The sequence below is a fragment of the Actinoplanes sp. CA-015351 genome, from assembly GCF_050955685.1.
In the GTDB taxonomy this organism is placed as follows: domain Bacteria; phylum Actinomycetota; class Actinomycetes; order Mycobacteriales; family Micromonosporaceae; genus Actinoplanes.
Map to the genome: position 1 here is coordinate 651,890 of NZ_CP192102.1, position 12,116 is coordinate 664,005.

The following is a 12,116-nucleotide window of genomic DNA, read 5'->3' on the forward strand; positions in this document are numbered from 1 at the left end:
CGTGACTGTAACGGGCGCGTAGACTAGCTTGCTGGCGCGCAGCGTCCTCTCTCCATGCCCTCAAGCGCTTCGAGGGCGGGGGAGCCGCGGCTGGTTCGAGGCGGATTTTCGACTCGGATGAGGCGTTGCACAAGCCAGCCCCATGAACCCGATGTACAGGTAGCGGAGGACATGCCAAAGAAAGACGGAGCCATCGAGATCGAAGGCCGAGTGATCGAGCCTCTGCCGAACGCTATGTTCCGCGTTGAGCTCGCTAATGGTCACAAGGTCCTGGCACACATCTCCGGCAAGATGCGGCAGCACTACATCCGCATCCTTCCCGAGGACAGGGTCGTCGTCGAGCTCTCGCCGTACGACCTGACCCGTGGGCGCATCGTCTACCGCTACAAGTAACCCGGGTCGCGGGGGATCCACTTCCCGTCTGACTGAGAGTTAAGGCAAACCGTGAAGGTCAAGCCGAGCGTCAAGCGGATCTGCAACAACTGCCGGGTGATCCGGCGGCACGGGCGGGTCATGGTCATCTGCAGCACCGACCCGCGCCACAAGCAGCGTCAGGGCTGATTTCAGCCTCAACGCAGGATCCGCACCACTGAACAAGCTCGTCCCGGTCGCATACACGCATGCGTGAGCGGCCACACCCCCGGTCGGAGGCCGGGGCCCGCCCGGGCAGGCGGGATGGGACAGGCACAGACCTCCGTGAGAGACCCTGAGGAGTACGCCCACTTATGGCTCGTCTCGTCGGCGTTGATCTTCCCCGCGACAAGCGGATGGAGATCGCGCTCACCTACATCTTCGGCATCGGTCGCACCCGTGCCGTCGAGGCACTGACTGCTACCGCGATTGACCTGAACAAGCGCGCCAAGGACCTCACAGACGAGGAGCTGGTCCAGCTCCGCGACTACATCGAGTCCAACTTCAAGGTTGAAGGTGACCTGCGCCGCGAGGTCGCCGCGGACATCCGCCGCAAGGTTGAGATCGGCTGCTACGCCGGCATCCGCCACCGCAAGGGCCTGCCCGTGCGTGGACAGCGGACCCGGACCAACGCTCGTACCCGTAAGGGCCCGAAGCGCACGGTCGCCGGTAAGAAGAAGCCCGGTCGGAAGTAATAGGAGCGCACTGACTTATGCCACCGAAGGCACGCGCAGGGGCCGCCGTCAAGAAGGTCCGGCGCAAGGAACGCAAGAACGTCGCCCACGGGCAGGCGCACATCAAGAGCACCTTCAACAACACCATCGTGTCGATCACCGACCCGACCGGTGCTGTCATCTCCTGGGCCTCTTCCGGCCAGGTGGGCTTCAAGGGCTCCCGCAAGTCGACTCCCTTCGCGGCGCAGCTGGCTGCCGAGGCCGCCGCGCGTCGTGCCATGGAGCACGGCATGCGCAAGGTCGACGTCTTCGTCAAGGGTCCGGGCTCCGGCCGGGAAACCGCCATCCGTTCGCTGCAGGCCGCCGGCCTCGAGGTCGGTCAGATCTCCGACGTCACGCCGCAGCCGCACAACGGATGTCGTCCGCCGAAGCGTCGCCGGGTCTAAGGGGGGTATCGAGATGGCTCGTTACACCGGTGCGGACTGCAAGCGCTGCCGCCGAGAGAAGATGAAGCTCTTCCTCAAGGGCAGCAAGTGCGACGGTCCGAAGTGCCCGTTCGAGTCCCGGCCGTTCCCGCCCGGACAGCACGGGCGTGGACGGACCAAGGAGACGGAATACCTGCTTCAGCACCGCGAGAAGCAGAAGGCCCGTCGTGCGTACGGCGTCCTCGAGAAGCAGTTCCGTGGCTACTACGAGGAAGCCGTCAAGAAGCAGGGCAAGACCGGCGAGGTCCTGCTGCAGATCCTCGAGACTCGTCTCGACAACGTTGTCTACCGGGCCGGCTACGCCGCTTCCCGGGACATGGGTCGGCAGCTGGTCAAGCACGGTCACTTCCTGGTGAACGGCGTCAAGGTCGACATCCCGTCGTACCGGGTCAAGGAACACGACATCGTCACCGTGCGTGAGAAGTCGAAGGAAATGACCCCGTTCGTCGTGGCGCAGGCTCAGGCCGGCTCCCGCGGCGTTCCGGCGTGGCTCGAGCCGATCCCGGCCGAGATGAAGATCCTGATCCACTCGATCCCGGCGCGCGCTGTCATCGACACGCAGGTCCAGGAGCAGTTGATCGTCGAGCTCTACTCCAAGTAGCAGCTCTTTCGCCGGTGCCGGCCTTCGGGCCGGCACCGGCGAAAAGAACAACAGACGGCCATCAAATAGTGGGTGGCCTGACAGAAAGAAGAAAAGCGTGCTCATCAGCCAGCGGCCGACCCTCTCGGAGGAGTCGCTCAGCGAGACCCGTTCCAGGTTCACCATCGAGCCTCTGGAGCCGGGCTTCGGCTACACCCTCGGTAACTCTCTCCGCCGGACTCTGCTGTCGTCCATCCCGGGCGCAGCGGTCACCAGCATCAAGATCGACGGCGTGCTGCACGAGTTCACCACGATCCCCGGTGTCAAGGAGGACGTGGTCGAGCTGGTCATGAACGTCAAGGAACTGACCGTCAGCTCCGAGCACGACGAGCCGGTCAGCATGTACCTGCGCAAGCAGGGCCCTGGCGACGTGACCGCCGGTGACATCCAGCCCCCGGCTGGCGTCTCCGTGCACAACCCCGATCTGAAGCTGGCCACCCTGAACAGCAAGGGCCGGCTCGACATGGAGCTCACCGTCGAGCGGGGCCGTGGCTACGTCACGGCAGCGCAGAACAAGAGCGCCGGCGCCGAGATCGGCCGGATCCCGGTCGACTCGATCTACTCGCCGGTTCTCAAGGTGACCTACCGCGTCGAGGCGACTCGTGTCGAGCAGCGCACCGACTTCGACCGTCTGATCATCGATGTCGAGTCGAAGGCGTCGATCTCGCCGCGGACCGCGCTGGCCTCGGCCGGCTCGACCCTCGTCGAGCTCTTCGGTCTCTGCCGTGAGCTGGACGAGACCGCTGAGGGCATCGACATCGGCCCGTCGCCGCAGGACGCTCAGCTGGCTGCCGATCTGGCCCTGCCGATCGAGGAGCTGGACCTCACCGTCCGGTCGTACAACTGCCTCAAGCGCGAGGGCATCAATAGCGTGGGCGAGTTGATAGGGCGTACGGAGGCTGACCTTCTGGACATCCGGAACTTCGGCCAGAAGTCGATCGACGAGGTCAAGATGAAGCTCGCCGGAATGGGCCTGGGACTGAAGGACAGCGCGCCGTCCTTCGACCCGGCGCACGTCGTGGACTCGTTCGGCGACGTGGATTACGACACCGACGACTACCGCGAGACCGAGCAGCTGTAAGTCCGGCTGCCGCGCCATAACTCTGCCTGCCTGAGGCGGCTCCGCCGCACTGCACAAAGGCATATCGACGAGGAGCATCTGAAATGCCCACGCCCACCAAGGGTGCCCGCCTCGGCGGCAGCCCGGCACACGAGAAGCTCATCCTGGCCAACCTGGCCACCGAGCTCTTCCGGCACGGGAAGATCAAGACCACCGAGACGAAGGCCCGGCGGCTCCGCCCGCTGGCCGAGCAGCTCATCACGAAGGCCAAGCGCGGCGACCTGCACGCCCGTCGCCGGGTTCTGGCCACCGTGAAGGACAAGGACGTCGTGTACGCCCTGTTCGAGCAGATCGCTCCGCGGTACACCAACCGCCCCGGTGGCTACACCCGCATCACCAAGACCGGCCCGCGCAAGGGCGACGCCGCCCCGATGGCGGTCATCGAGCTGGTCGAGGAGCTGCAGGTCGCGGCCACCACCGCCGCGCCGTCGAAGGCAGCCCGCAAGGCCGCCGCGCAGCAGGCCAAGGTCGAGGCGCTCGCGCCCGAGGACGAGGCGCCCAAGAGCGCTCCGGCCGCGGAGACCGAGGCCGACCAGGACGCCGAGGCGCCGGTCAGCGCTTCCGGCGACAAGGCTGAGGGCGACGACGCCAAGGCCTGAGTGCCACGTTGAAAGGCCCGGTGCCCACTCTGGGTGCCGGGCCTTTCGCTTTCTTTCGTACGGGAGACCGCAGCGCGATGAGCGATTCCATCCGTCTCAGGTTGGACGTGTCCTACGATGGCGCCGATTTCTCCGGGTGGGCCGTCCAACCCAGTCGCCGGACCGTCGCCGGTGTGCTCGTTGAAGCGCTCGGCCGCCTGGTCGGACCGGACACCCCGCTCGGACTGACCGTGGCCGGTCGCACCGACGCCGGCGTGCACGCCACCGGCCAGGTCTGCCACATCGACCTGCCCGTCGACGACTGGGAACGGCTCACCGGCTCGCTGCTGCGCAGGCTCGCGGCCCTGATGCCACCAGACGCCCGGGTACGCGCGGTCGCCCCGGTCCCGGACACCTTCGACGCCCGTTTCTCGGCCACGTTCCGCCGGTACGAGTACCGCGTCACCGACGACCAGTGGGGCCCGGAGCCGCTTCGCCGGCACGACACCCTCGGCTGGATGCGCCCTCTCGACCTGGACCGGCTGAACGCCGCCGCGGCAGGTCTGCTCGGCGAGCACGACTTCGCCGCGTTCTGTAAGCGCAAGGAACACGCCACGACCATCCGGGCGATCAGCCGCCTGGACTGGCGCCGCGACCCGGACCGGATCCTGGTGGCGACCGTGCAGGCGGACGCGTTCTGCCAGGCCATGGTCCGCAGCCTGGTCGGCGCGATGCTCTTCGTCGGCGACGCCCGCAAGGAGCCCGAGTGGCCGGCCCGCCTGCTGACCCTCCGCGAACGGTCCAGCGAGGTCACGGTAGCTGCCGCACACGGCCTGACCCTGGTGGAGGTCGGGTACGCCGACGAGGCCGATTACGCCGCCCGAGCCGAAGCCACCCGCCGCCTCCGAGCCTGATTCCCGCCGCTGACCGCTCTCGCGGCCAGCCTGGCCAGCGGCACACGCAAGGGGCCGGGTGTGCGCGGGGGAGGGTTATGTGGCGGGAGAGGTCAGCGACTGGGGCAGGTGGGTTTCCAGGACCTCGGTCATGATGCGGGCCACCGACGGGTCGTCGTTGGTCAAGGGCTCGCCTCCGGGGCTGACGATCACGCAGTAGAGCAGGTAGTGGTCCAGGGTTCGCCAGACGACCGGGGTGCCCAGCGGGGTTTCGGCTCCGGTCAGGCTGGTGAAGCCGCCGTCGTTGGTTTCCACCTGGGCGCGGATCAGCTCGCTCACCGCCGCGGCGCTCTGGGCGTCCGGCAGATTCAGGACGCCTGCGGTCACCTGGTGCGGGGCGTACGGGACGGTCAGGTCGGCGCGGACCGCCTGCGTACACCCGTACCCCTGAAGAAGTGAGCGCAAGCCGCCGGAGACGGCGAGCGGGCAATCGGCCTCGACCCGCGCCTGGCTGACCCGGAAGAGGGACGCCTGATCGGGGAAGACGTCCGTGCTGGTGAGAGGCGTGCGCGGATCGCGCGTCGAGCCGGTGGAGGGCAAGCGGTCGTCGGCGAGGATGAGGACGCCCACCATCACGACGATGCCGAGCACGATGAGGGCAGCCAGGCCGTGGCTGAGCAGACGGGCTGTCCGTAGGGGCTCCCGTCGCAGGTGCCGCTGGCTGCGTGCGCGGAAACGGGCCGGAGTGCGGTGCTGTCCGGCGGTTCCCGGTAAAGGTCGCAGAATCAGGGCGTGCGCGGAGCGCGTCGAGGTGGCGTACCGCATGGACCCCAAATTAGGTGGGGACGCTGATCTATGAACGCACACCGTGTGCGGCACCCCGCCGTGCTGCCGCTCGTTGCGCGGCGGGAGACTTGCCGGGTGAGTGCCGACCATTACTTCACTGCCGAGCCGGACGCGCCGCTGCGACGCAGCGAGATCGAGTTCAGCGTCGCCGGCAAGAACTACCGGCTCGTCGTCGCCTCCGGGGTGTTCTCGGCCGGACGGCTCGACCCGGGCACTGCCGTGCTGCTGCGCAAGGCCACCCTGCCGACCGTCACCACCGAGGGCACGCTGCTCGACCTCGGCTGCGGTTACGGTCCGATCACCTGTGTGCTGGCCACCGAGGCGCCGCAGGCCACGGTGTGGGCGGTGGACGTGAACTCCCGGGCGCGCGAGCTGACTACGGAGAACACGAAAAAATACGAGAAAAGGGTCAAAGTCGCAGAACCGGGCGACGTTCCGGCGGACATCACGTTCGACGAGATCTGGAGCAACCCGCCGACCCACGTCGGTAAGGCCGAGCTGCACGTGCTGATGGAACGCTGGCTGCCGCGCCTGGCGCCGGCCGGCACCGCCTGGCTGGTGATCAACCGGAACCTCGGCGGTGATTCGCTGCATACCTGGCTGACCGGCCTCGGCTGGCAGGTGGAGAGAATCGCCAGCCAGCGAGGCTTCCGGGTGCTTCGGGTCACCCGAAATTCGGCTGACTGACGGCTCGTCGCACGGGAGGATGCCGCAATGGGTTACGTGGATGTCGCCGGAGTCGGCTTTGTGCTCCCCGATGGGCGGGAACTCTTCTCCGATGTCGCGTTCCGGGTCGGCGAGGGCGCGAAAGTGGCGCTGGTCGGGCCGAACGGCGCCGGCAAGACGACGCTGATGCGCATGGTGGCGGGCGACATCGCGACGCAGAGCGGGACGATCGCCCGGTCCGGCGGGCTCGGTGTGATGCGCCAGTTCATCGGCATGATCGGCGACGACCGTACCCTCGAAGATCTTGCGTTGTCCCTGGTCGCGCCCGCGCTTGGCGCGGCAGGCGCGCGACTCGCCGCAGCGGCCGCGGCTCTTGGTGAGACCGAGAAGAGCCAGATCGCGTACGCGAACGCGCTCACGCACTGGGGTGAGGTCGGCGGATACGAGGCCGAGGTCCTCTTCGACACCGTGACCGTCTCGATCCTCGGCAAGCCGTGGGAGGAGGCGAAGGACCGCGTCGTGCGGACGCTTTCCGGCGGTGAGCAGAAGCGGTTCGCCCTTGACCTGCTGCTTCGCGGCGGTGACGAGGTGCTGCTGCTCGACGAGCCGGACAACTTCCTCGACGTGCCCGCGAAACGCTGGCTGGAACAGCGGATGCGGGAGTCGTCCAAGTCGATCCTCTTCGTGTCGCACGACCGGGAGCTGCTGGCGCAGACCGCCGACCGGGTGGTGGCCGTCGAGGGCGGCAGCGCCTGGACCCATCCGGGCGGGTTCGCCTCCTGGCACGAGGCGCGGTCGAACCGGCACGAGCGCATGGAGGAGCTGCGCCGCCGCTGGGAGGAGGAACACGAGAAGCTCAAGGAACTCGTCTTCACGCTGAAGAACAAGGCGATGTTCAACGACGGCCTCGCCTCGCGGTACCAGGCAGCTCAGACGAGGTTGCGCAAGTTCGAGGAGGGCGGCCCGCCGCCGCTTCCGCCGAAGGACCAGTCGGTACGGATGAACTTGCGCGGCGGACGCACCGGCAAACGCGCGGTGATGTGTGAGCGGCTCGAACTGGAGAACCTGACGTTCCCGTTCGACCTGGAGATCTGGTACGGCGACCGGGTGGCCATCCTCGGCGCGAACGGCACCGGCAAGTCGCACTTCCTGCGACTGCTCGCGGCCGGCGGCTCCGAGCCGGACCTGGAGCACAAGCCGGTCGACGGAGCGCCGCTGACGCACGTGATGCACGAGGGTGTGGTCCGGCTCGGCGCGCGGGTTCGTCCCGGGCACTTCTCGCAGACCCACGACCGGCCCGAGCTCACCGAGAAGACACTCGTCGAGATCCTCTGGCGTGGTGACGAACATCGCTCCGGGATGGACCGGGCCGGCGCGATGAAGTCGCTCAACCGGTACGAACTCGCGGCACAGGGCGACCAGCGGTTCGGCACCCTCTCCGGTGGACAGCAGGCCCGGTTCCTGGTGCTGTTGCTGGAACTCTCCGGAGCGACGTTGTTGCTGCTCGACGAGCCTACCGACAACCTGGACCTGGCGTCGGCGGAGGCGCTCGAAGAGGGATTGAAGGCGTTCGACGGCACGGTCATCGCGGTCACCCACGACCGCTGGTTCACCCGGTCCTTCGACCGTTTCGTGCTGTTCGGTTCCGACAACGAGGTTGTCGAGGTTCCTGAACCGGTCTGGGACGTGCGCTAGCTTTTCTCGTCACGGACCGGTTAGGGTCCGATTACAAGAAACCCACGGGAGTCCGGGCACCGGGCTGAGAGGGGGGCTGATGCGGCCCCCGACCGTCGAACCTGATCCGGGTCATGCCGGCGCAGGGAGGAGTGCTTCATGCACAATTCGTTTCCTCGGATCCACGTCATCACCGATTCGCTTGATGTGATCCGTGCCGTGGCCGGCCAGGATGATGTGGCCGTTCAGATCAGAGTCAAGACCACCGACGCGCAGGCGTACGCGCTGACCCTCGCGGCCCTGGAGATTCTTCGCCCGGCCGGCACGTTGTGCCTGGTCAACGATCGGATCGGGGTGGCGCTCGCGGCCGGCGCGGACGGGGTGCACCTGGGTGCCGACGATCTGCCGATCGATGCGGCGCGGCGGGTGCTCGGCCCGTCCGCCGTGATCGGTGCGACCTGCCGGAACCCGACGTCGGCGCGGGAAGCGGTCGCCGCGGGTGCGAGTTACCTCGGCACCGGGCCCGCGTTCGCGACCTCCACGAAGGACGGTCTGCCACCGCCGATAGGGCCGGCCGGCGTGGCGGCTGTGGTCGACGCGGTGCCGGGTGTTCCGGTGCTGGCGATCGGCGGCATCACGGCCGACCGGGTGCCGGTGCTCCCATCCCATGGCGTTGCCGCGATCGGCGCGTTCGTGGTCGATCCGAAGCGGGCGGTCGCCGAGTTCATCGAGGCGCTGCGATGAGGGTCGCTGTTGTCGGCGGCGGGATCATCGGGCTGGCTATCGGCCGTGAGTTGTTGCTGCGTGGCGCTGATGTGACGGTTTACGACCCGGGCGGCTCTGATGGCGCCTGGCATGTGGCGGCCGGGATGCTGGCACCGGGTGGGGAGTCGGCGTTCGAATTCCCTTTTCTGGAGCCGTTGCTGGAGGCGTCCAACGCGCTCTGGCCTTCTTATGCGGCTTCTCTAGGAAATGTCGGTTATGACGAAGCCGGCACTCTCAGCGTGGCGCTGACGGCTGATGACGTCGCCAACGCCTCCCGGGAATGGAAGCACCAGAAGCTCAGCACTCTGACCGGCTCCCAGGTACGCGAACTGGAGCCGGCGTTGTCGCCTCGGGTGCGGGCCGGCGCGTTCTCGGCGACTGAGCGGCAGGTTGATCCGCGCAAGGTGGTCTCTGCGCTGCGGACCGTCCTCAAGGGTCGAATCGTCGCCCGGAAGATTCATGATTTGTCCGAAATCGGCGCGGAACACATCGTCGTCGCTGCCGGCGTCGGCACAGCCGCGCTCACCGGCCTCCCGATCCGCCCGGTGAAAGGCCAGGTCCTGCGACTCCGCGGCGAACCCGGCCTGCTCACCCATGTGATCGACGGCGAGGCCGACGGCCGCCATGTCTACCTGGTACCGCGCGCCGACGGCGAGGTCGTGGTCGGCGCGACCATGGAGGAACGCTCCGACCGCTCGACCACCGCCGGCGGTGTGCACGACCTGCTGCGCGCCGCTCTCGATCTGGTGCCCGGCCTGTCCGAGCACGAACTCACCGAGATAACCGCCGGGCATCGCCCCGGCACACCCGACAACGCGCCCATTCTCGGACGACTCGGAGGCCTCGGCGACACGACAGTGGTGGCCGCCGGTCATCACCGCAACGGGGTGCTGCTCACCCCGATCACCGCGCGGCTCATCGCCGATCTGGTGCTGACCGGAACCGCGGATCCGCTGCTCGACGCGTTCACCCCCGGGAGATTCGGATGCGCCTGACGATCAACGGCCAGGACCGGAGCAGGACCGAGAGTTGCACGGTCGCGACCCTGGTCGCCGAGCTCATCGCCGCGCAGCGCGGAGTGGCGGTCGCGGTAAACGGGACCGTGGTGCCCCGTTCCACCTGGGCAGACGTCGACCTCGCCGACGGTGACCGGGTCGAGGTGCTGACCGCGGCGCAGGGCGGTTGAGGATGTTCCTTCCGGAGAACGGCCTGATTCTGGGCACCGGCGGCGCGCAGAGCCTCGCCGCACTCGAAGAGGCGATCAAGGCATCCGAGACCACTCTCGTCACCGTCGCGCTGCGCCGGGTCGACGCGGCCGGTCCGGGACTGCTGCCGATGCTGGACCGGCTCGGTGTGCGTGTGCTGCCCAACACCGCTGGTTGCTACACGGCCGGTGACGCGGTGAAGACCGCCCAGATGGCCCGCGAGGCCTTCGAGACCGACCTGATCAAACTTGAGGTGATCGGCGACGAGCGGACGCTGCTGCCCGACGGTGTGGAATTGCTGCGGGCCGCCGAGACGCTGGTCGCTGACGGGTTCACGGTTCTGCCGTACACCACCGACGACCCGATCCTGGCTCGCCGTCTCGCCGACGCCGGATGCGCCGCGGTGATGCCGGCCGGTTCGCCGATCGGTTCCGGTCTCGGCATCTCCAACCCGCATCACATCGAGCTGATCCGCCAGATGGTCGACATCCCGGTGGTCCTGGACGCCGGCATCGGCACCGCCTCGGACGCCGCGCTCGCCATGGAGTTGGGCTGCGACGCGGTCCTGATCGCCAGCGCGATCACCAGGTCCGGCGATCCGGCGGCGATGGCGTCGGCCATGCGGCATGCGGTCGCTGCCGGTCGGCTCGCTCGCGCTGCGGGCCGGATACCACGACGGTTCCACGCTCTCGCGTCCACAGCGGACGACGGGATCGCCTCATGGTGACACCCGGCGGGCTCGTCGTACTCACCGACAGGCGGTCCGCCGCCGGGCCGTTGGTCGAGGTGGTCGCGGCCGCGATCCGCGGCGGCGCCGCGTGGGTCATCCTCCGGGAGAGAGACCTTGGGTACGCGGAACGCACAACGCTAGCGGCTCAACTGCGACCGCTGCTGCCACCGGGCCACTTGATCGTCGCCGGGCCGGATCCGCTCGGCGGCTCGGCCGTCCACCTGTCGGCCGCCGATCCGGTGCCGGCCGGGGTGCCGCTGGTCGGCCGGTCCTGGCACGGCACCGAGCCGCTGCCCGATGTGGATTACATGACGCTCTCGCCGGTTTATCTGACGGCCACCAAGCCGGGTTATGGACCGGCGCTCGGCGCCACAGGTGCGGCGGAGCTGGCCGGCAACGTGCCGTGGCTCGCGCTCGGCGGGGTGGACTCGGCGGCGCGGGCGGCCGAGTGCGCCGAAGCCGGCGCCGAGGGCATCGCGGTGCTCGGGGCGATCATGCGGGCCGCGAATCCGGCGCGGGTCGCGAGCCAGCTGGCAGGGGCGTTCGCGGCAGCTGTTGCCCGGCCCAGTCCCGATCTTGTGGAGTTCCCCGACAGTGGTGCGCCGGAATTTCACAAGATCGGGACTGGGGGTGCGCTGTGACGCCGCCGGTGGTGCTCACCATTGCCGGGTCGGATTCCGGTGGGGGAGCCGGGGTACAGGCCGATCTGAAGACGTTTGCGGCGCTCGGGGCGTTCGGGACGTCGGTGATCACCGCTATCACCGCGCAGAACACGCTCGGCGTCACGGCCATCCACGCTGTCCCGGCCGACATCGTGGCGGCGCAGCTGGATGCCGTGTTGTCCGATCTACCGGTGGCGGCCGTGAAGATCGGGATGATCTCCGATCCGGCGGTTGCCAAGGTGATCGCAGAGCGGGCTGCCGACCTGCCGCAACTTGTCGTCGACCCGGTTCTGGTGGCCACCGCCGGAAGCAGACTTGGTGAACCGGCGGTGGTCGGGGTGCTTATTCCGTACGCAAGTGTTCTGACGCCGAACCGGCACGAAGCCGGCGCCCTCCTCGGGAGGGTGATCGAGACGGCCGAGGAGATGGTCTCGGCGGCGGCCGAGCTTGCGGAACTCGGGGCGCGGACCGTTGTGGTGACCGGAAGCGAGCTTGCGGTCGACGCGATGTGGCACGCGGGAGACGCCACCCTGCTGCGGGGTGAGCCGGTGCTGACTGAAAACAACCATGGTTCGGGCTGCACGTTCTCGTCGGCGATCGCGGTGCGGCTCGCTGCGGGTGACACGGTGCCGGACGCGGTCGTGACGGCGAAGGATTACGTGCGACGCGGGCTGCGCGGCGGCAGCTCGTGGCGGCTGGGCGCGGGCCCAGGCCCCCTGGACCACTTCGGCTGGTCCGTCTAGATCCATTGTGGCTCGGCAGTGGGC

General features: G+C 68.3%; 17 protein-coding genes and 1 riboswitch. Of the genes, 16 read left to right on the forward strand and 1 reads right to left on the reverse strand.

All coding sequences use genetic code 11. The annotated features are described in order from the left end of the window. Window positions 1-171: 171 nt before the first annotated feature. The 8 genes from infA to truA all read left to right on the forward strand — a co-directional run bounded on the left by infA (window position 172) and on the right by truA (window position 4,822). Complete coding sequence (gene infA / locus ACQP2E_RS02970) at window positions 172-393, forward strand: translation initiation factor IF-1 (RefSeq protein WP_007073013.1); 222 nt, start codon at window positions 172-174, stop codon at window positions 391-393. A 51-nt stretch (window positions 394-444) separates the two neighbouring features. After that, window positions 445-561, forward strand: a complete 117-nt coding sequence (rpmJ, locus tag ACQP2E_RS02975) for a 50S ribosomal protein L36 (RefSeq protein ID WP_014440745.1) — start codon at window positions 445-447, stop codon at window positions 559-561. A gap of 164 nt (window positions 562-725) precedes the next feature. Next, window positions 726-1,106 (forward strand): 30S ribosomal protein S13, encoded by a 381-nt coding sequence (gene rpsM, locus ACQP2E_RS02980; protein WP_433828340.1) that lies wholly within the window; start codon window positions 726-728, stop codon window positions 1,104-1,106. Window positions 1,107-1,123: 17 nt separating this feature from the next. After that, entirely contained in the window at window positions 1,124-1,531 is a 408-nt protein-coding gene (gene rpsK, locus ACQP2E_RS02985) for a 30S ribosomal protein S11 (protein WP_014440747.1), read from the forward strand. Between the two features lie 13 nt (window positions 1,532-1,544). Continuing rightward, entirely contained in the window at window positions 1,545-2,171 is a 627-nt protein-coding gene (gene rpsD, locus ACQP2E_RS02990; protein WP_111648487.1) for a 30S ribosomal protein S4, read from the forward strand. Between the two features lie 97 nt (window positions 2,172-2,268). Then, window positions 2,269-3,291, forward strand: coding sequence for a DNA-directed RNA polymerase subunit alpha (locus ACQP2E_RS02995; protein WP_014440749.1), 1,023 nt, complete (start codon window positions 2,269-2,271; stop codon window positions 3,289-3,291). 83 nt (window positions 3,292-3,374) lie between these two features. Beyond that, window positions 3,375-3,929 (forward strand): 50S ribosomal protein L17, encoded by a 555-nt coding sequence (gene rplQ / locus ACQP2E_RS03000; protein WP_433828341.1) that lies wholly within the window; start codon window positions 3,375-3,377, stop codon window positions 3,927-3,929. 77 nt (window positions 3,930-4,006) lie between these two features. After that, complete coding sequence (gene truA / locus ACQP2E_RS03005; RefSeq protein WP_433828342.1) at window positions 4,007-4,822, forward strand: tRNA pseudouridine(38-40) synthase TruA; 816 nt, start codon at window positions 4,007-4,009, stop codon at window positions 4,820-4,822. 75 nt (window positions 4,823-4,897) lie between these two features. On the opposite strand, the gene ACQP2E_RS03010 is transcribed toward truA, so the two are convergent. Further along, window positions 4,898-5,626 carry a hypothetical protein gene (locus tag ACQP2E_RS03010; RefSeq protein ID WP_433828343.1) on the reverse strand — a complete coding sequence of 243 codons (729 nt, stop codon included), beginning with the start codon at window positions 5,624-5,626 and terminating at the stop codon, window positions 4,898-4,900. A 96-nt stretch (window positions 5,627-5,722) separates the two neighbouring features. Between ACQP2E_RS03010 and ACQP2E_RS03015 the strand changes: the two genes are divergently transcribed. The 8 genes from ACQP2E_RS03015 to thiD all read left to right on the forward strand — a co-directional run bounded on the left by ACQP2E_RS03015 (window position 5,723) and on the right by thiD (window position 12,092). Beyond that, a complete protein-coding gene (locus tag ACQP2E_RS03015; protein ID WP_433828344.1) occupies window positions 5,723-6,334 on the forward strand; it encodes a class I SAM-dependent methyltransferase in 612 nt (203 codons plus the stop codon). A gap of 27 nt (window positions 6,335-6,361) precedes the next feature. Further along, entirely contained in the window at window positions 6,362-8,008 is a 1,647-nt protein-coding gene (locus ACQP2E_RS03020; protein ID WP_433828345.1) for an ATP-binding cassette domain-containing protein, read from the forward strand. A gap of 34 nt (window positions 8,009-8,042) precedes the next feature. Next, window positions 8,043-8,153: riboswitch (TPP riboswitch) on the forward strand. Next, window positions 8,147-8,731 carry a thiamine phosphate synthase gene (locus ACQP2E_RS03025; RefSeq protein ID WP_433828346.1) on the forward strand — a complete coding sequence of 195 codons (585 nt, stop codon included), beginning with the start codon at window positions 8,147-8,149 and terminating at the stop codon, window positions 8,729-8,731. It overlaps the preceding riboswitch by 7 nt. Continuing rightward, window positions 8,728-9,747, forward strand: coding sequence for a glycine oxidase ThiO (gene thiO / locus ACQP2E_RS03030; protein ID WP_433828347.1), 1,020 nt, complete (start codon window positions 8,728-8,730; stop codon window positions 9,745-9,747). Before ACQP2E_RS03025 ends, thiO begins: the two co-directional genes overlap by 4 nt. Beyond that, entirely contained in the window at window positions 9,738-9,938 is a 201-nt protein-coding gene (thiS, locus tag ACQP2E_RS03035) for a sulfur carrier protein ThiS (RefSeq protein ID WP_433828348.1), read from the forward strand. Before thiO ends, thiS begins: the two co-directional genes overlap by 10 nt. 2 nt (window positions 9,939-9,940) lie before the next feature. Then, entirely contained in the window at window positions 9,941-10,684 is a 744-nt protein-coding gene (locus ACQP2E_RS03040) for a thiazole synthase (protein ID WP_433828349.1), read from the forward strand. Continuing rightward, complete coding sequence (locus tag ACQP2E_RS03045) at window positions 10,678-11,328, forward strand: thiamine phosphate synthase (RefSeq protein WP_433828350.1); 651 nt, start codon at window positions 10,678-10,680, stop codon at window positions 11,326-11,328. The genes ACQP2E_RS03040 and ACQP2E_RS03045 overlap by 7 nt, the downstream gene beginning before the upstream one ends. Continuing rightward, on the forward strand, window positions 11,325-12,092 hold the full coding sequence (thiD, locus tag ACQP2E_RS03050) for a bifunctional hydroxymethylpyrimidine kinase/phosphomethylpyrimidine kinase (protein WP_433828351.1): 768 nt from the start codon (window positions 11,325-11,327) through the stop codon (window positions 12,090-12,092). Before ACQP2E_RS03045 ends, thiD begins: the two co-directional genes overlap by 4 nt. The last annotated feature ends 24 nt before the right edge of the window (window positions 12,093-12,116 follow it).

Excerpts from the sequence above, each read along its gene's own strand:
- infA (WP_007073013.1), top strand. The coding sequence starts at position 172 with ATGCCAAAGAAAGACGGAGCCATCGAGATCGAAGGCCGAGTGATCGAG.
- rpsM (WP_433828340.1), top strand. The coding sequence starts at position 726 with ATGGCTCGTCTCGTCGGCGTTGATCTTCCCCGCGACAAGCGGATGGAG.
- rpsK (WP_014440747.1), top strand. The coding sequence starts at position 1,124 with ATGCCACCGAAGGCACGCGCAGGGGCCGCCGTCAAGAAGGTCCGGCGC.
- rpsD (WP_111648487.1), top strand. The coding sequence starts at position 1,545 with ATGGCTCGTTACACCGGTGCGGACTGCAAGCGCTGCCGCCGAGAGAAG.
- rplQ (WP_433828341.1), top strand. The coding sequence starts at position 3,375 with ATGCCCACGCCCACCAAGGGTGCCCGCCTCGGCGGCAGCCCGGCACAC.
- truA (WP_433828342.1), top strand. The coding sequence starts at position 4,007 with ATGAGCGATTCCATCCGTCTCAGGTTGGACGTGTCCTACGATGGCGCC.
- ACQP2E_RS03010 (WP_433828343.1), bottom strand. The coding sequence starts at position 5,626 with ATGCGGTACGCCACCTCGACGCGCTCCGCGCACGCCCTGATTCTGCGA.
- ACQP2E_RS03020 (WP_433828345.1), top strand. The coding sequence starts at position 6,362 with ATGGGTTACGTGGATGTCGCCGGAGTCGGCTTTGTGCTCCCCGATGGG.
- ACQP2E_RS03025 (WP_433828346.1), top strand. The coding sequence starts at position 8,147 with ATGCACAATTCGTTTCCTCGGATCCACGTCATCACCGATTCGCTTGAT.
- thiO (WP_433828347.1), top strand. The coding sequence starts at position 8,728 with ATGAGGGTCGCTGTTGTCGGCGGCGGGATCATCGGGCTGGCTATCGGC.
- thiS (WP_433828348.1), top strand. The coding sequence starts at position 9,738 with ATGCGCCTGACGATCAACGGCCAGGACCGGAGCAGGACCGAGAGTTGC.
- ACQP2E_RS03040 (WP_433828349.1), top strand. The coding sequence starts at position 9,941 with ATGTTCCTTCCGGAGAACGGCCTGATTCTGGGCACCGGCGGCGCGCAG.
- ACQP2E_RS03045 (WP_433828350.1), top strand. The coding sequence starts at position 10,678 with ATGGTGACACCCGGCGGGCTCGTCGTACTCACCGACAGGCGGTCCGCC.